15 protein-coding genes are annotated in these 17,617 nt (G+C 66.4%); 10 read left to right on the forward strand and 5 right to left on the reverse strand.

Annotation, left to right across the window (positions count from 1 at the left end; all coding sequences use genetic code 11):
- The first annotated feature begins 2 nt into the window (after nt 1-2).
- Genes QX124_RS07000 through QX124_RS07010 form a run of 3 tightly spaced genes read left to right on the forward strand, consistent with a single transcriptional unit; the run spans nt 3 to nt 3,071 of the window.
- Entirely contained in the window at nt 3-821 is an 819-nt protein-coding gene (locus QX124_RS07000) for an ABC transporter substrate-binding protein (protein ID WP_315796746.1), read from the forward strand.
- On the forward strand, nt 808-1,701 hold the full coding sequence (locus QX124_RS07005; protein ID WP_315796747.1) for a polysaccharide deacetylase: 894 nt from the start codon (nt 808-810) through the stop codon (nt 1,699-1,701). The genes QX124_RS07000 and QX124_RS07005 overlap by 14 nt, the downstream gene beginning before the upstream one ends.
- Nucleotides 1,698-3,071, forward strand: a complete 1,374-nt coding sequence (locus QX124_RS07010; RefSeq protein WP_315796748.1) for an amidohydrolase family protein — start codon at nt 1,698-1,700, stop codon at nt 3,069-3,071. The genes QX124_RS07005 and QX124_RS07010 overlap by 4 nt, the downstream gene beginning before the upstream one ends.
- Nucleotides 3,072-3,077: 6 nt before the next feature.
- Here QX124_RS07010 and upp read toward each other — a convergent pair whose 3' ends face one another.
- From upp to QX124_RS07025, 3 genes are all read right to left on the reverse strand, one after another.
- Nucleotides 3,078-3,707 (reverse strand): uracil phosphoribosyltransferase, encoded by a 630-nt coding sequence (gene upp, locus QX124_RS07015; protein ID WP_315738496.1) that lies wholly within the window; start codon nt 3,705-3,707, stop codon nt 3,078-3,080.
- Nucleotides 3,708-3,981: 274 nt separating this feature from the next.
- Nucleotides 3,982-5,211 carry a URC4/urg3 family protein gene (locus tag QX124_RS07020; RefSeq protein WP_315796749.1) on the reverse strand — a complete coding sequence of 410 codons (1,230 nt, stop codon included), beginning with the start codon at nt 5,209-5,211 and terminating at the stop codon, nt 3,982-3,984.
- A 15-nt stretch (nt 5,212-5,226) separates the two neighbouring features.
- Nucleotides 5,227-6,483, reverse strand: a complete 1,257-nt coding sequence (locus QX124_RS07025; protein ID WP_315796750.1) for a GTP cyclohydrolase II — start codon at nt 6,481-6,483, stop codon at nt 5,227-5,229.
- 249 nt (nt 6,484-6,732) lie between these two features.
- On the opposite strand from QX124_RS07025, the gene QX124_RS07030 reads away from it, so the two are divergent.
- Together QX124_RS07030 and QX124_RS07035 are read left to right on the forward strand one after the other, a co-directional pair.
- Nucleotides 6,733-7,962, forward strand: a complete 1,230-nt coding sequence (locus tag QX124_RS07030) for an amidohydrolase family protein (protein ID WP_315738493.1) — start codon at nt 6,733-6,735, stop codon at nt 7,960-7,962.
- 27 nt (nt 7,963-7,989) lie between these two features.
- Complete coding sequence (locus tag QX124_RS07035; RefSeq protein WP_315796751.1) at nt 7,990-8,916, forward strand: N-carbamoyl-D-amino-acid hydrolase; 927 nt, start codon at nt 7,990-7,992, stop codon at nt 8,914-8,916.
- Between the two features lie 250 nt (nt 8,917-9,166).
- Here QX124_RS07035 and QX124_RS07040 read toward each other — a convergent pair whose 3' ends face one another.
- Entirely contained in the window at nt 9,167-9,826 is a 660-nt protein-coding gene (locus QX124_RS07040) for an aspartate/glutamate racemase family protein (RefSeq protein ID WP_315772054.1), read from the reverse strand.
- A 128-nt stretch (nt 9,827-9,954) separates the two neighbouring features.
- On the opposite strand from QX124_RS07040, the gene hydA reads away from it, so the two are divergent.
- From hydA to QX124_RS07055, 3 genes are all read left to right on the forward strand, one after another.
- Nucleotides 9,955-11,424: a dihydropyrimidinase gene (gene hydA / locus QX124_RS07045; RefSeq protein ID WP_315796752.1), complete on the forward strand. Its 1,470-nt coding sequence runs from the start codon at nt 9,955-9,957 to the stop codon at nt 11,422-11,424.
- Between the two features lie 198 nt (nt 11,425-11,622).
- Complete coding sequence (locus QX124_RS07050; protein ID WP_315796753.1) at nt 11,623-12,594, forward strand: NAD(P)-dependent oxidoreductase; 972 nt, start codon at nt 11,623-11,625, stop codon at nt 12,592-12,594.
- A gap of 1 nt (nt 12,595) precedes the next feature.
- Nucleotides 12,596-13,357, forward strand: coding sequence for an SDR family oxidoreductase (locus QX124_RS07055; RefSeq protein ID WP_315781826.1), 762 nt, complete (start codon nt 12,596-12,598; stop codon nt 13,355-13,357).
- Nucleotide 13,358: 1 nt separating this feature from the next.
- On the opposite strand, the gene QX124_RS07060 is transcribed toward QX124_RS07055, so the two are convergent.
- Nucleotides 13,359-14,255 carry a LysR substrate-binding domain-containing protein gene (locus QX124_RS07060; RefSeq protein WP_315772059.1) on the reverse strand — a complete coding sequence of 299 codons (897 nt, stop codon included), beginning with the start codon at nt 14,253-14,255 and terminating at the stop codon, nt 13,359-13,361.
- Between the two features lie 210 nt (nt 14,256-14,465).
- On the opposite strand from QX124_RS07060, the gene QX124_RS07065 reads away from it, so the two are divergent.
- A complete protein-coding gene (locus tag QX124_RS07065) occupies nt 14,466-15,881 on the forward strand; it encodes an NAD(P)/FAD-dependent oxidoreductase (RefSeq protein WP_315772062.1) in 1,416 nt (471 codons plus the stop codon).
- Between the two features lie 113 nt (nt 15,882-15,994).
- On the forward strand, nt 15,995-17,614 hold the full coding sequence (locus QX124_RS07070; protein ID WP_315772063.1) for an ABC transporter substrate-binding protein: 1,620 nt from the start codon (nt 15,995-15,997) through the stop codon (nt 17,612-17,614).
- The last annotated feature ends 3 nt before the right edge of the window (nt 17,615-17,617 follow it).

Consider the following 17,617-nt stretch of genomic DNA (forward strand, 5'->3'; position numbering starts at 1 on the left):
TGATGGGTTTGAAGTCGATCATGTTGGCTGGGTTCATGAGCGCGGCCGTGGCGGGCGCGGCTCTCGCCGCCGAGCTGCCGGCCGAGATCAAGCAGAGCGGCCTGCGCATCGCGGTGGTGCCGAACTATCCGCCGATGGAGTTCAAGGATCCGGCCACCGCGACCTTGACCGGTTTCGACGTCGAGCTCGGCGAGGCCTTGGCCAAGAAGCTCGGCGTCAAGGCGGTGTGGCAGGAGACGAGCTTCGACCAGTTGATGCCGGGCCTCGCCACGCAACGCTTCGACATCATCCTGACCGGCATGACCGACTACAAGAGCCGGCAGGACACCGCGACCTTCCTCGACTATCTGCGCAGTGGTCCGCGCTTATTCGTCCAGGCTTCGCGCGCGGCCGAGCTCAAGGAGCCGGCCGCGCTGTGCGGCAAGAAGGTCGGCGCCAGCAGGCGTACGATGTTCCCCAAGGACATCGCCGCCTGGAGCGAGAAGAACTGCGGCGCGAGCCCGATTCAGTTCGTCGGCACGGAAGGCTCGGCCGATGCGCGGACCCAGCTCAAGCAGGGCCGCATTGACGCCGCCGTGCAGGGCAACGAGACCTTGCCCTACATCATGGATCTCGAGCCGAACACCTATGTGCCGGTCGGCGCGCCGATCGCCTACCAGTATACGGGGCTGGCGACGCCGGTGAAGGCGGAGGAGCTGCGCGAGGCCTTGCGCGACGCGCTGGAGGGCCTGATCGCCGACGGCAGCTACAAGGCGCTGCTGGCCAAGTGGAAGCTCAGCGACAATGGAATCGAGAAGGTGCTGATCAATGCTGGACAGTAAGGCGCTCGCAGGCATTCCGCTCATTCCCGCCAACACCGCGCCGCCGGCGCCGGACTATCCATGGCCTGCGCCGTATCGCGCGGCCATGTTCCTGTCGTTCGACATCGACGCCGAGAGCGCCTGGACCTCGAAGGATCCGGCGCATGCCGCGCGTCTGGTGACGATGAGCTTTGGCGGCTATGAGGCGCGCGTCGGCACGCCGAAGCTGCTCGAGCTGCTCGCCGAGCTCGATCTCAAGGCGACGTTCTTCATCACGGGATGGGCGGTCGACGCGCACCCGGCGATGGCCGAAGCCGTGCTGAAGGCCGGCCACGAGATTGGCCATCACGGCTATCACCATCTTTTGCCCGATCCCGGTGATCCCTTCATCATCGAGGAGATCGAGCGCGGCTTCGAGGCGATCCAGCGCCGGCTCGGCGTCCGGCCGATCGGCTACCGCGCGCCGTTCGGCGAGTTCTGCGAGGAGCTGCTGACAGCGCTGGTGCGGCAGGGCATCATCTACACCTCGTCGTTCCGCGACGACGTCAGGCCGTATCGCCATCGCCTCGCGGACGGCAAGCCCGGCACGATCGAGATCCCGGTGACCGCGAGCTATGACGACTGGATGCACGGCCTGTCGGCGCGGTTCTCGCCGCGCTCGATCTTTCCGAAAGAGCATGTGCTGTCGATGTGGAAGGACGAGCTGGACGAAGTCCGCGACTGGGGCGCGATGGTGACGACCGTGCTGCATCCGCAGGTCTCGGGGCGGCCGATGCGTTTCCGCCTGTTGCGCGAGTTCCTGACCTACGCGAAGTCGTGCCAGGACGTCTGGATCACCACCGGCGCCGAGATCGCCGCCAACTATCAGCGCCACGAAGCGGCCGAAGCGAAGGGCGCATGAGCACGACCGCGATCTTCGGCAGCTACGTGCTGGCGCGCAAGGACGGCGCGCAGGACGTGCTGCGCGACCGTTGGGTGCTGATCGAGGGCAAGCAGATCGCGGCCGTGACGGCCGATAAGCCTGCGGCGGACGAGGTGTTCGACCGGCCCGGCCGCTTCGTGCTGCCGGGCCTGTTGAATCTGCACAACCACATCTTCAGCGAGGCGATCGCACGCACGCTCACCGAGGACGGCAACGGTCGGCGCAACAACAAGAGCATCGTCTACACGGTGCTGCTGCCGCTGTCCAAGCGCGGGGCCGAGATCCTTTCGGTGGAGGAGCGGCTGGCGATCGGCCGCATGGGGGTGCTGCAGCTCCTGAAGGGCGGCGCCACCACGGTGATGGAGCCGTTCCGCAACACGATCCCGGAGCTGTTCGATGCGGCTCTCGAGATGGGCCTGCGCTTCTACGGGGCGCCCTATCTGTTCTCGACATCAGATGCCAAGGCGGATGCCTCCGGCGTCGTGACTTACGCGGGCAATGACGGCGAAGCCGACATGGCGATCTGGAATGCGTTGTATCAGCGCTGGCACGGCCAGGGCGACGGCCGTATTCGTCTCGCGATGAGCCCGCACGCGACCGATACTTGCGGACCGGATTTGTTGCGCGCGGCTGTGAGCCGGGCGCGCGAGCTCGACATTCCCATCACGACGCACATGGCGCAGAGCGCAGGCGAGGTCGCGACCATCGCGCAACGCTATGGCGGCCGCACCCCGGCCGAATATCTTGATTGGCTCGGCCTGCTTGGTCCAGATCTGCTGGCCGCGCATTGCCACGCCTCGACCGATGCGGACCTTGCGCTGATGGCGGCGCGTGGTGCCGGCGTGCTGAACTGCCCGCGCGTCTTCGCACGCGCCGGCGTCACCGCCGCCTTCGGCCGCTTCGCCGCGCATGGCGTACGCACGGCGGTCGGCACCGACGGCTACAACATGGACCTGCTCGGCGAGCTCAACGCGGCATCGATGATCTCGAAGATCGCGCTGGGAAGCGCCGAGACCGCGAGCGCGCCGGAACTGATCGACGCGGTCACGGCGATCGCCGCCGCGATGATCAAGCGGCCTGATCTGGGCGTAATAGCACAGGGTGCGACCGCCGATCTCACCGTCGTCGACATGACGCATCCGCATCTCCAGCCGCTGCACGATCCCCGCCGCGGCCTGATCGCCCTCGCCAACCGCGCCAACATCGACCAGGTGATGGTCGACGGCCGGCTGCTGATCCACGACGGTCGCTATCTCCACGGCAACGAGGCGACTATCATGGCCGCAGGTGCTGCTGCGATCGAGAGGATCTGGGCGCTGCCGGAGGCGCAGGCCGCGTTCGCCGGCTGACCGCTGCTACCTCGTGCCGTAGGCGCGGTCGCCGGCATCGCCCAGACCCGGCACGATGAAGGCGTCGTCGTCGAGGCCCTCGTCGATCGCGGCGGTCCACAGCGCAACATCAGGATGCAGGCCGCGCACGCGCTCGACGCCTTCTGGGGCGGCGATCATGCAGACCATGCGGATGTCCTTGGCGCCGCGCTCCTTGAGCCGGTCGACCGCGGCGACCGCGCTGTTGCCGGTCGCGAGCACCGGTGTGACGACGACGGCGAGGCGCTCCTGCAGGTCGGACGGCGCCTTGAAGAAGTACTCGACGGCGGTGAAGGTCTGCGGCTCGCGGTAGAGGCCGATATGGGCAACGCGCGCGGTCGGCACCAGGTCGAGCATGCCGTCGACGAAGGTGACGCCGGCGCGCAACACCGGTACGAACACCAGCTTCTTGCCGGCGATCTTGGCCGACTGCATCCGCGCCAGCGGCGTCTCGATCTCGACCTCCGTGAGCGGCAGGTCACGCGTGACCTCGTAGCACAGGAGCATGCCGATCTCCTTGAGCAGCTCGCGAAACGACTTGGTCGAGATCGACTTGTCGCGGATCAAGGTCAGCTTGTGCTGCACCAGGGGATGATCGACGACCGTGACGCCTTCCATGGCTTTCATCTCCGAAGCGTAGGGTGGGCAAAAGGCGCGAAGCGCCGTGCCCACCTGATATTAGCTCAGCTTGGAATGGTGGGCACGCTGCGCTTTGCCCACCCTACAGGCACTTCATCAGTTTCGTCATTGCGAGGAGCGGAGCGACGAAGCAATCCAGACTTCCTTCCTGGCCCTGGATTGCTTCCGCCGTCGCCCTTCGGGCTATGGCGGACAAGTCGCTTCGCTCGCAATGACGGAGGCGCAAGATCGATGAGTTTAGCCTCACCCCCCCTTAAAACACCGTGCCGTCGCTGATGATGGTCAGCGGCGGCGAGCCGTCCGGGCGGCGGGCGAAGGCGAGCTTGCGGCCGGCGCCCCAGCTGCCGCCTTCGAGGATTCGCGCCAGCGGCAGCTGCTCCGCGGTCTGGCCGGTGCGCTGACGGATCAGCAAGGCCAGACGGTCGAGCAGGGCGACGGTCAACGCGCGCCATTCCACCACCAGCGGCGAGTCGACTGCATGGGCGCGCGCGGCATCGGCAGGGTCGCGCAGCACCAGCACGCCGCCATCGACGAACAGGCCGCCATTGCGGTATTCGGCAAGGCCAGTGAGGCCGTCGATGTTCTCGACCACTAGGCCCGCGCGCTGCAACGGTTCGATCAGCGAATAGCTCAGCCATTGCGACAGCTTGTGCAGCGGGACGAGGTTGCTGATGCCATCGTCAGTCGGCAGTGACGGATGACGCCAGCAGTCCCCGAGGCTGGTGCCGTTCAGCAGGATGCGCGAGGGCCAGATCCGGCCGAACTGACGCAACACCGATTGCAGGATCGCGTCCGCCTGAATGCGGCCGTCCTCAGCACGCGCGGCGAGGTCATCGAACAAGCCGCCAGGTCTTGGCGTATCACGATTTGGGAAGATGCTCCGATCGGAATGGGGATTGACGACGGCGCCCAGCCTTCGCAGCAATTCGACCCGGCCTTCGAGTCCGACCAGTGGATTGTCGGCACCGACCTGAAAGCCGCGTTCGAGATCCGCGACCGTGAGCTGCTTGAGCTTCGCCGCATCGGCCCGCAGCGGATCGTTCGCGTCGGCCGAAAACGCACCGCTCACGAACATGTCGAGGCTGGCCAGCGCCAGCCCCTCTGAGCGGCCGATGCGCGTGCCAGTCACGGCGTCATGATAGCGCCACGCCGCGCCGGCGCCCGCGTCGAGCAGCACGCTGGTGATGGCGAGATCGAACTCGGCGCGCGCCCGTGAGGCCGCATCATTCCACTGAATCTTGTCTGCGACAGCGGCCCAGCGATCGACGCCGCCGACCACGAAATGCCGCCAGCGCGAGTGGAACGGCACCTCGCCATCGGGATAGGCCTTGCTGGTGACGTCCAGCACGAGGTCGGCGATTGCATCGAGCTTGCCGATCTCGACCCGAAAATGCGGCAGCTTGTCGGCAAGACCGAGCGCAAGCATTTGATGCGCCCGCTCGCGCACTGCGCGGGCCGAGAGGAGATAGGAGACGTCGTCCATGATCTCAGGCTTCGCTCAGTATTTCTCGAGCGGCCGGCCGACGGTGTCGCCGAGCGCCTCGGGCTTCTGCGGCTCCAGCGAGAAATAGCCGGCCGCCTTCTTCGCCGCGATCTCGACGTGGGCATCCGCCGGAATCAGCTCGTCCGGGATCGGCACGCGCTCGACGATGTCGACGCCTTGGCCCACCAGTGCGTCATGCTTCATGTCGCTCATCGAGATGAAGCGGTCGATGCGTTTGATGCCGAGCCAGTGGATGACGTCGGGCATCAACTGCTGGAAGCGCGCATCCTGCACGCCGGCGACGCATTCGGTGCGCTCGAAATAGGCGGCGGCGGCGTCGCCGTCCTCCTGGCGCTTGCGCGCATTGTAGACCAGGAACTTCGTCACCTCGCCGAGCGCGCGGCCCTCCTTGCGGTTGTAGACGATGATGCCGAGGCCGCCGTTCTGCCCGGCCGCGACACATTCCTCGATGCCATGGATCAGATAGGGGCGGCAGGTGCAGATGTCGGAGCCGAACACGTCGGAGCCGTTGCACTCGTCATGCACGCGACATGTGATCTTCGTCCGGCTGTCATTGAGCTTGTCGACGTCGCCGAACAGATAGACCGTGGTGCCGCCGATCGGCGGCAGGAACACCTGCAGGTCGGGCCGGGTCACCAACTCCGGATACATGCCGCCGGTCTGTTCGAACAGGCCGCGGCGCAGATTGGTCTCGCTGGTGCCGAACCGCGCGGCCACGCCGGGCAGGTACCACACCGGATCGATCGCGATCTTGACCACCGACACGCTGCCGTTGGCGTGCACGACATCGCCATCATGAACGAGGCGCTTGGCGGCGAGCGCCGCATGCAGTTCCGGCAGCTCGATGCGCGCCTTGGTCACGGCGATCGTCGGCCGGATATCGATTCCTTCCGCGATCTCGCCGCCGAAATTCTCGGCGACCAGATGGCCCCAGGGATCGAGCGCGACGATCTTCGCCGGATCGCGCCATTGCGTGAACGGGCCGATGGTGGCGGCGGGATGGGTGTTGGTGAGATCCGGACGGCGGATCGGATCGAGCGCACCAGATGATACCGCGAGCGCGCGGTAGACCGTGTAGGAGCCGCCATGGCTGCCGATCACGTTGCGGTCCTGCGGACGCGACACCGTGCCGATGATCGGGCCGCGCTCGCGCGCGCTCTCGGCGCCCCAGTGGAGCGGGAAATTGTGCTTGGCGCCTGGCACCGGGTGCGAGGTCAGGCGAATGTGATCCGTACGGTTGGAGCGAGTCATCGGACAGCTACCCCCAAAACGGCAACGGCCCGCCTTGACGACGGGCCTGAGCAGAACGCGTTCACGTTTTCCATGCATCAATATAGCAGTTTTTCCCCGGCAAACAAGTGCTTCCCGGCGGCCGTCTATTTGTAAACGAATGGTATCGACCGCTGGCCGCGCGCTGCGGCGGACGGGCCTTGGCATGGCGCTTGCCTTTTCGCAGCTGGGCCGCCAGCTTGGCGCGCGTATGGAATCCCTGGCGGCAGCATGGACCTGATCATTCGCAACGCGGTGCTGGCGCAGCAGGGCGAACTGCGCCGCGCCGATATCGGAATTTCCGATGGTGTCATCGCTGCGATCGCGCCGTCGCTGCCAGCCGACGGCGCGGAGCGCGACGCGGAGAATTGCCTCGTCGTTCCCGGCTTCATCGAGACGCACATCCATCTCGACAAGACTTGCATCCTCGACCGCTGCACCATCCGCGACGGGACAGTCGCCGAGGCGGTGCGCGAGACCGCGGCCGCGAAGCGCAACTTCACCGCTGATGATGTCTACGCGCGAGCGAAGCAGACGGTGGAGCGCTGCGTCAGCCATGGCACGATGCGCATGCGCACCCATGTCGAGCTCGATCCCGGCATCGGCTTCATCGGTTTCGAGGCGATCCGGCGGCTCGCAAAGGACTATGCCTGGGCGCTCGATCTCGAGATCTGCGTATTTCCGCAGGAAGGTCTCACCAATTATCCCGGCACCGAGGAGCTGCTGATCGAAGGCCTGCGCCGCGGCGCGCGAACCATCGGCGCCGCCCCGTATTTCGACACCGACCCGCCGGCGCAGATCGACCGCATCTTCGCGATCGCGCGCGAGCACGACGTCGACATCGACATGCATCTCGATCTAGCCGAGACGCTCGATCACATGCAGATCGAATATGTCTGCCGCAAGACCGAGGAATATGGCTGGGGCGGCCGCGTCGCCGTCGGTCACGTCACGCAGCTGTCGCTGCTGCCGCCGCAGCGCTTCAAAGCCATCGCTGCGCAATTGGCCAATGCCGGGGTCGCCGTCACCGTGCTGCCCTCGACCGACCTGCATCTGATGGGTCGCCGGCAGGATCATGCTATCCCACGCGGCGTGGTCCCCCTGGAGCCGCTACGCGCTGCGGGCGTGACCTGCTCGCTTTCGACCAACAACGTGCTCAACCCGTTCACGCCCTATGGCGACGGCTCGCTGATCCGCATGGCCAATCTCTATGCCAATGTCTGTCACGTCTCGCGTCCCGATCATTTGGCCGGCTGCCTCGACATGGTGACGCATGATGCGGCGAAGCTGATGCGTCTCGCCGACTACGGCATCAGGGTCGGCGCGCCGGCCGATCTGGTCTGCATCGATGCGTCGACGCCGACCGAGACGGTGGCGACCCTGGCGCAGCCGCTATGGGGCCTCAAGCGCGGCCGCCCATCGTTCTCGCGGACGCGGCCCGTGCTGTATCGGCCGGGGTGACGCCAGAGTTAGAATAGGAGACCAACCATGCGCGTGATCAACGTTGCCGCCGCCCAGATGGGGCCGATTCAGCGCGCCGACAGCCGCGAGGCGGTGGTGGCGCGCATGATCGCGCTGCTGGACGAGGCCAAGCGCCGGGGGGCCGATCTCATCGTCTATCCAGAGCTGGCGCTGACGACGTTCTTTCCACGCTGGTACATGGAGAATCAGGCGGAGGTCGATAGCTGGTTCGAGCTGATGATGCCGAACGCCGCCGTGCAGCCGCTGTTCGATCGCGCTGCGCAGCATGGTATGGCGATGTATCTCGGCTATGCCGAGCTGACGCCGGATGGGCACCACTACAACACCGCCATCCTCACGGATCGCAGCAGCACCATCGTCGGTAAGTACCGCAAGGTGCATCTGCCGGGCCACGAGGAGTTCGAACCGGAGCGCAGCCACCAGCATCTGGAGAAGCGCTATTTCGAGCCGGGTGATCTCGGCTTTCCGGTGTGGCGCAATCTCGGCGGCATCTTCGGCATGGCGATCTGCAACGACCGCCGCTGGCCGGAGACCTATCGCGTGATGGGGCTGCAGGACGTCGAGCTGGTGCTGATCGGCTACAACACGCCGTCGGTGAACTCATTGAAGAGCGCGGAGGGCCTGCAGCAGCGCCTGTTTCACAATCGCCTCTCGGCGCAGGCCGGCGCCTACCAGAACTCGTGCTGGGTGGTGGCGGTCGCCAAGGCCGGCGTCGAGGACGGCCATCACCTGATCGGCGGCAGCCTGATCGTCAATCCCGACGGCGAGATCGTCGCGGAGGCCGCGACGGAAGGGGACGAGGTGCTGGTCGTGCCGTGCGATCTCGATGCGACGCGGTTCGGCAAGCAGACGATCTTCGACTTCGCCAGGCATCGGCGGATCGAGCATTACGGGCTGATCACCAGCCGCACGGGCGCGGTGCCGCCGGAGTGAACAACGAGTTTTTTAGCTGCCGGAGCTAAGCAGATCGCAGTTATTGTGCTCGACTCCAGCGACGACAATGGTGTCGTCCCGGCGAACGCCGGGACCCATACCGCGGAAGCTATCGAGGAACGTGACTGTTAGTTGCCTGCCTCACCGCAGCCGGTGGTTATGGGTCTCGGCTCAAGGCCGGGACGACAGCCGTGTGTGAGGCGACCGGTCGGGCAGATCAGCGAATGCAGAGCGCAAGGCTCAGCGCCACTCACCCAGCAAACGCCACCGCGCCGAGCGCCATCGTCACCGCAGCCTGGGTCGGATCGATCACCGGAATCCCCAGCGCCTCCTCTAAGCTCTTCCGGTGCCGCGCCATGCCGGCGCAACCCATCACGATGGCGCCGGCGCCGTCCTCCTCCTTCAGCGCGCGGCCGACCGCGATCATCTTCGCCAAGGTGCCTTCGCCTGACGCCGTCTCCGCCACGGTCATGTCCAACGGCCGTTCCGCGGCCAACCGATCCATCAAGCCCATCTGGCGGAGATAGCGGATGTGGCGGCGAATCGAGCGCTGCGCGATGGCGAGAACGCCGAACGTGTCGGCGCGGGTCAGCGCGGTGAGCACGCCGCATTCGGCGATGCCGAGCACCGGCCGTGCCGTGGCCTCGCGGCAGACATGCAGGCCAGGGTCGCTGTAGCAGGCGATCACGAACGCGCTGGACGCGTTGTCGCCCTCGACGAGACGCCGCAGCGGCAGGGTGACGCTGTCGGCGTCCTTCTGGCTCTCGATGCCGTATGGACCTTCCTTCAAGGTCTCGCAGACGATCTCCGGCCCGTCGGCGAACATCAGCGGCTTGAGCGCCGCCGCCAAGCCGTCGGTGACCACCTGGTTGGAGTTCGGATTGATCACGGTGATGCGCGGGCGGGACATGGGAGCTACCTGCTTCTTCAGTGTTGACGGCGCGTGACAGGCAACCACTATGCCATGGCTGACGCAATGGGGCCGATGCGGTCGTCTCGCGTCCACGGCGTTCCATCTGGCAGAACTAGGAGATCGCGATGACCGAGCCGGCCTATGACCTGATCATCCGGGGAGGGCGCGTCGCCACCACCACCGACACGTTCGAGGCCGACGTCGCGATATCAGGCGAAACCATCGCGGCGATCGGCCGCGGGCTCGGCCCGGCCAAGCGCGAGATCGATGCGCGCGGCAAGTATGTGCTGCCCGGCGGCGTCGACAGCCATTGCCATATCGAGCAGTTCTCGGCGGCAGGGATCGTCAATGCCGACACGTTCGAGAGCGCCACCACGTCGGCCGCCTTCGGTGGCACCACGTCCGTGATCTCCTTCGCGGCCCAGCATGTCGGCATGCAGTTGCCGCAGGTGGTCGAGGACTATCACGCGCTGGCGCGCAAGGGGGCCGTGATCGACTACGCGTTCCACATGATCGTCGCCGATCCGACCAGGGAGACGCTGGAGCGCGATCTGCCGGCGCTGATCCGCCAGGGCCACGGCTCGATCAAGATCTTCATGACGTACGACCGGCTCAAGATCGACGACGAGCCGCTGCTCGACATTCTCGTCGCCGCGCGCGAAGGCGGCGCCATGCTGTGCGCGCACGCCGAGAACCATGGCATCATCTCCTGGATGGTGAAGCGGCTGCTGTCGCGCGGCTACACCGCGCCGAAATATCACGCCATCAGCCACGCCCGCTTCTCCGAGGCCGAAGCGTTCAACCGGCTGATCGGCATGGCCGCCCTCGTCGATCAGCCGATCATGATCTTCCACGTCTCGACCGCGGAAGGCGCCAAGGTGATCCGGGATGCGCGCGGGCAGGGGCTGAAGGTGTTTGCTGAGACGTGCCCGCAATATCTGTTCATGACGGCCGATGATCTCGACAAGCCCGGCATCGAGGGTGCGAAGTGGATGTGCAGTCCGCCGCCGCGCCGCGCGCCCGATCAGGAGGCGCTGTGGCAGGCGCTGTCGCTCGGCGACCTGCAGACGATCTCTTCCGATCACGCGCCGTATCGGTTCGACGAAACCGGCAAGCTGCGCGCCGGCCCCAACCCCAACTTCAAGCAGATCGCCAACGGCCTGCCGGGCCTGGAGCTGCGGCTGCCGCTCTTGTTCGACGCGATGGTGTCTAAGGGGCGGCTGGGCCTCAACAAGTTCGTCGAGCTGACAGCGACGGCGCCGGCCAAGATCTACAATCTGCATCCGAGAAAGGGCGCGATCGCGATCGGCGCCGATGCCGACATCGCGCTGTGGGATCCGGACAAGCACGTCACGATCAGCGATGCCGCCATGCACGACCTCGCCGGCTACACGCCATTTGCCGGGCGCAGCGTGCAGGGTTGGCCGGTGACCGTGCTGTCGCGCGGCCGCGTCATCGTTGACGGCGGCAGACTGTCGGCCCAGCCCGGCTCCGGCCAGTTCCTCGCCCGCAGCGGTGGCGAGGCTGCGAAGCCGACGGGGCGCCTGGTCGCGGATATGGACCCGGAGCAGAATTTTGGGGCGAAGCTGCTCTAGGCGCGAAGAGCTGTTGGAGTAGCTGATCATGTCGACGCGGTCGCTCCGCTGTCCGCCGTCCTGCCCGGGCTCGACCCGGGCATCCACGTGCTTCCCAGGATGCTGCCGGACGTGGATGGCCGGGACGGCGCTAGGCCATGACGTGGGGAGAGAGCTGAATGCCCTTCGTCGATCGCTGTCCACGCGAGGAACTCTTTGATGCATGTCCTGATCTTCGGCGGCGCCGGCTTCGTCGGGCTCAACATTGCGCAAGGCCTGCTGGAGCGCGGCCATGCTGCGACGATCTTTGACGCAGCAGGTTTGCCGGCGGCAGCGCAGCGCGCCCTCGCGCCGTATCGCGAGCGTCTGCACCTGGTGCAGGGGGACGTCACCGATGCGAGCGCCGTCGCGGCCGCCGTCGCCAGCGGCTGCGATGCCGTCGTGCTCGGCGCCGCGATCACTGCCGGGCCCGAGCGCGATGCGGCTGACCCGGAGCGCATCCTCGCGGTCAATCTGCTTGCGCAGGTGCCGATCCTGCAGGCGGCGCGCGGCAGCGGCATCCGCCGCGTCATCAACCTGTCCTCGGCGGCGTCCTATGGCGACAGCGGTCAGCGCTTTGCCGTGCTGGAGGAGACCATGCCGTGCGAGCCGGTATCGCTCTATGCGATCACCAAGTTCGCCTCCGAGCGCGTCGCCGCGCGGCTGTCGGATCTGTGGCAAACCGACGTGATCAGCGTGCGCCTGTCGGCGGTCTTCGGCCCTTTCGAGCGCGCCGGCGGCGTGCGCGACACGCCATCGCCGCAGGCGCTGATCGCAGCCTGTTGCGCGCGCAATGCCCCGGCGCTGCTGAACGAGCCGGGCGACAAGGACTGGGTCTATGCGGTCGACGTCGCCGACGCCATCTGCCGGTTGCTGGAAGCCGAGAGGCCGCAGCACAGGCTCTACAACATCTCCAACGCAGCCATGTTTACCGCCGAGGCCTGGGGCCGCGCCTTCGCGCAAGGCCGCTCCGGTTTCGTCTGCCGGCTCGCGGAGCAGGGCGAGGCGCCGACGGTGCCGGTGTTTGCTCCGAACCGCGGCCGGCTGTCGACGACGCGACTGGCCGAGGAGTTCGGCTGGCGCGCGCGCTTCGACTGCGCGGCATCGGCGGAGCATTTCGGCCGCTGGTTCGATCAGCACGGGAGAGATTGAGATGAGGCTTGCAGGCAAGGTCGCGATCGTCACCGGCGGCGGCTCCGGCATTGGGCGCGCCAGCGCCGTGATGTTCGCGCGCGAGGGGGCGCATCTCGCCCTGGTCGATCGCGACGCTGCGGGCGCGGATGAGACGCTGGCGCTTGTGCGGAGCGCGGGCGGGGATGGCAGCGTCCATGTCGGCGATGTCGGTGATGCCGACTTTGCCAAGGCGACCATCGAGGGCGTGGCCGGGGCACGGTGCCGGCTCGACGTGCTGATGACCGCGGCCGGCTTCTCCTGTGGCGGCACCGTCGTCACCACCGATCCCGCCGACTGGGACGCGGTGTTCCGCGCCAATGTCGGCGGCACCTGGCTGTGGGCCAAGATCGCGGTGCCGATCATGCAGAAGCAGAAGGCCGGATCGATCATCACCGTGGCGTCGCAGCTTGCGGTCGCCGGCGGCAAAGGCAACAGCGCCTATATCGCCGCCAAGGGCGCGATCATCAGCCTGACCCGCACCATGGCGGTCGACTTCGCCGCCGATGGCATCCGCGTCAATGCGCTGGCGCCGGGCGCGATCGACACGCCGCTGCTGCGCCGGAGCTTTGCGCGCCACGCCGATCCCGAGCCGGTGCGCGAGGCCTCACGCCAGCGCCACGCCATGAAGCGCTTTGGCGCGGCAGACGAGGTCGCGGCCGCCGCGCTGTTCCTCGCCAGCGACGAGGCGTCGTTCACGACCGGCATCGTGCTGCCGGTCGATGGCGGCTGGCTGGCGGCGTAGCTCAACGCCTCGCAGTGCCGGATTTCCGATCGCGCCCGCGCAAAATGTCCGCAAGCGCGGCCGCGTTGCGTGATAGCGGCTCGAAGCGTGGCGTCAGCAGATGCGCGCGCATCGGAATTTTCGGTGCGAGTGGCCGTGCCGCGAGGTCGGGCCAGGCGCGGCCGCGCAGCACGAATTCGTCGACCACGGCAAGGCCCGCGCCGGCGCGGGCCATGGCGCAGGCGTCGGGCGTGTAGCGCACGATGGTGGTCGGCTCCGGGCCGCCGGCGAGGGCCGATGTGACGATGTGGCCATAAGGCGTCTGCCGGCCGAAGCCGACCAGCGGATAGGGCAGCATGTCCTTCGGCCTGATGCTGCGCAGCTTCGCCAGGGCATGATCGGCCGGCATGATCACGTGCAGCGCGCCCTCCGCGATCGTCTCGACCGCGACTGTCGGCTCGTCGACCGGCAGCACGGTGATGCCGAGATCGGCGCGGGCTGTGCCGACGCGGCTGACGATCTCCAGCAGGGTCAGCGACTCGAACTCGACACGCAGGTCGGGAAAGCGGCCGCGCAGCCGCGCCAGCGCCTCCGGCACCATGCTGTGTCCCGCGCTCGGGCTCGCCACCACGCGGATCGTCCCGGTGCCGCCCGCGCGCAACTCGTCGGCGAGATCGTTGATGCGCGCGACGCCGCGATGGACGTGCTCGACCTCGGCGAACAGCCGCCTGGCCTCCGGCGTCGGCTGCACCCGGCCGCTGATGCGCTCGAACAGCTTGAGCTTGAGGCCATCCTCGGTATAGGCCAGCAGCCGGCTGATCGCGGGCTGCGACACGGACAGCAGCCGCGCAGCGCCGCTGATCGAGCCTGTCATCATGATGGCGCGGAACACCTCGATCTGGCGCAGATTGAGCGGCATGCGACCTCTTGTCTCGCTGCGGATGGCTGTCGATTCTAGCTGCCGCTGCCGTCCCATAACAAGCTGTTATGGGCGGCGGACAAATCGGTATGGTCGGCTCCAGGCTCGCTTTGCTAAGCTTCGCTCGCCGGGTGACATGACTGATGGAGAGAGCGTGAGCGACAGCGAGCGTGTCGATCGCGATTGCGCGTGTTTCATCCGGTGGCCGGCATGAGCGCCGGTCTCGCCGCGCTGACGGCCCAGGTCCGCAGCGATCTTGCCAGGATCGCGCATCCCAGCATGCCATGGCTGACGCCTATCATCGGTCCCGATGGCCGACCTGCGCGCGATGTGTTGATCGTCGGCGGCGGCCAATCGGGTCTTGCCACCGCCTTCGCCCTGCTGCGCTCACGCGTCAGCAATATTCTCGTGCTCGACAAGGCCGAAGCTGGCCGCGAAGGACCGTGGCTCAGCTATGCGCGCATGCCGACCCTGCGCAGCCCGAAAGATTTCACCGGACCGGATCTCGACATACCCTGTCTGACCTATCAGGCGTGGCACGAGGCGAAGTTCGGCGGCGAGAGCTGGCGCAATCTTGACCTGATTCCGCGCGAATATTGGGCAGACTATCTCGCCTGGTATCGCGAGGAGCTCGACCTTCCCGTGCGCAACGGCTGCGAGGTCGTCGATATCGCGCCGGCCGCTGATGGACTGCTGCAGGCGACCGTGCGCAGCAAGGATGGTGAGGCGACGATCTACGCCCGCAAGATCGTGCTGGCGACCGGGCAGGAGGGGATGGGCGACTGGAGCATTCCGGAGCCGCTGCGCCATTTGCCCGCAACGCGCGGCGCCCATTCCGGCGCCGAGATCGATTTCGACAGCTTGCGCGGCCGCCGCGTCGCCGTGATCGGCGCCGGTGCCTCGGCGTTCGACAATGCGGCGGCTGCGCTCGAAGCCGGTGCGGCGCGCGTCGATCTGCTATGCCGCCGAGCGGAAATCCAGCTGATCCAGCCCTATCGCTGGCTGACGTTCCGCGGTTTCCTGCGGCATTTCTCCGAGCTCGACGACGTCTGGCGCTGGCGTTTCATGCGCGCGGTCCTCGAGTTGCGCGAGGGCTTTCCGCAGCACACCTATGATCGCTGCGCCCGTCATGCCGCGTTCCATCTACACGAGGGCGCGCCGATCGTGGCCGCGTGCGAAACGTCCGACGGAGTCGTGCTGCGGACACCGCAAGACGAAGTCACAGTCGATTTCGTAGTCAGCGCGACGGGCATCTCGATGGACTTCGCAAAGCGTCCGGAGCTGCAGAGCTTTGCCGCCAACATCGCACGCTGGTGCGATCGCTACACGCCCGACGCCAGCGAGCGCAACGACCGGCTCGGCGCCTTTCCCTATCTCGCCGACGACTATGCGCTGTGCGAGCGTGTGGCTGGCGCAACGCCGTGGATCCGCGACGTCCATGTGTTTGCCATTGCCTCGACGATGAGCTTCGGCGCGTCGGGTTCTTCCATCAATGCAATGACCACAGCGGTGCCGAAGCTCGTGCATGGGCTGACGCGCGGGTTGTTCAAGGCCGACATCGACAAGCATTGGGCCAGCTTCCAGGCCTACGATGTGAAGCAGGCCGAGGTGCGCCGTGGCACGTGAATTGCTGCTGCGATCTCATCTGATGCGCTCCCATCTGATGCGCTTGCGCCGCCGGTGACCGCTGGCAGGGTATTTCAGTCCCGGATTTTGAGACCAATGAGGGAACAAGGGCGATGAGTTTCGAGATGTCCAAACGTTCGTTGTTCGCTGCGACCGCCTTGCTCGCGGTGATGCTGGTTGCGCCATCGGCGCATGCGCAGAGCCGCGCCGAGACTCTGCGCTATGTCACCGGTGCCACCGTCAACACGCTCGATCCGAACATTCCGGGCTCGACGCGCGAGGCCTTCGCGCTGTCGATGTCGAGCTACGACCGGCTGGTGTCGTTCGGTCGCAAGCAGCTCAATGGTAAGTGGGTGTTCGATCTCGACACGATCACCGGCGAGCTCGCTGAATCCTATCAGGTCAGCGCTGACGGTTTGAAGATCACCTTCAAGCTGCGCCCCGACGCCAAGTTCCAGGACGGCTCGCCGGTGACGGCCGAGGACGTCAAATGGTCGCTCGACCGCTGCGTCAGCGCGCCGATCCTCGGCAAGGCGCAACTGCTGACGGGCTCGCTGACGTCGGCCGATCAGTTCAAGGTCATTGATCCCCTGACGTTCGAAGTGACCTTGCCGAAGCCGGACAAGCTGGCGCTGCCGAATCTCGCGACCGTCTATCCGATCATCATCAACTCCAAGCTGGCCAAGGCGCATGCGACGGCTGAAGATCCCTGGGCGCTGAACTGGACCAAGGAGAACGCGGCCGGCAGCGGCGCCTACATCGTCGAGACCTTCAAGCCCGGCGAGCAAGTGATCGCCAAGCGCAACGAGGCCTGGAACCGCGGCACGCCGGACAAGCCGGCGGCGTTCAAGCGCCTGATCATCCAGTCGGTGCCGGAGCCGGCGACGCGCGCCAACCTCGTCGAGCGCGGTGATGCCGATCTGGTCATCGATCTGCAGGCGAGCGACGTGCAGTCGCTCGAAGGCAAGGGCAAGCTGAAGGTGATCTCGACGCCGCAATACAATGCGGTGACCTTCATCTCGATGAACAACACCATTCCGCCGTTCGACAACGTCAATGTGCGTCGCGCCATCGCCTCTGCGCTGCCCTATGACGACATGTTCAAGGCGGCCTTGTTCGGCCGCGGCGCGGCGCTCTACGGCGCGACGTGGGCTGACGGCAAGCCGCCGAGCGGCGGCTATCCGATCCCGCAGCCGATCAAGCTCGATCTGGAGAAGGCCAAGGCCTATCTGAAGGACGCCGGCATGGCGGACGGCTTCTCCACCACCTTCAGCTTCAATGTCGGCCAGGCGGCGACCGCCGAGCCGATGGCCGCATTGGTCAAGGAATCGCTCGCCAAGATCGGCATCAAGGTGGACATCCAGAAGCTGCCGGATGCGCAGATGTCGACCGCGATCAACGAGAAGAAGCTGCCGTTCTTCACCGAGGGCATCGTCGCCTGGCTGCCCTCGACCGACTACTTCTATCGCAACTTCTACACCGGCAAGCAGCGCTGGAACTACTCCTCGACCGACAATGCCGAGCTGGAGAAGATCGCGCAGGAGGCGCGCTTCGAGGCCGACAAGGCGAAATATGAGGAGCAGGGGAAGGCGCTCAACGCCGTCCATTTCGACCAGATGTTCCAGATCCCGATCTGGCAGGCGGCGCAGGACGCGGTGATGCAGCCGACGGTGGATGGCTATGTCTACCAGTTCACGCGGCAGGTCGATTATCGTAACCTGAGCCGCAAGTAACGG

Origin of the sequence: Bradyrhizobium sp. SZCCHNRI3043, assembly GCF_032377735.1 — a bacterium.
GTDB lineage: Bacteria > Pseudomonadota > Alphaproteobacteria > Rhizobiales > Xanthobacteraceae > Bradyrhizobium.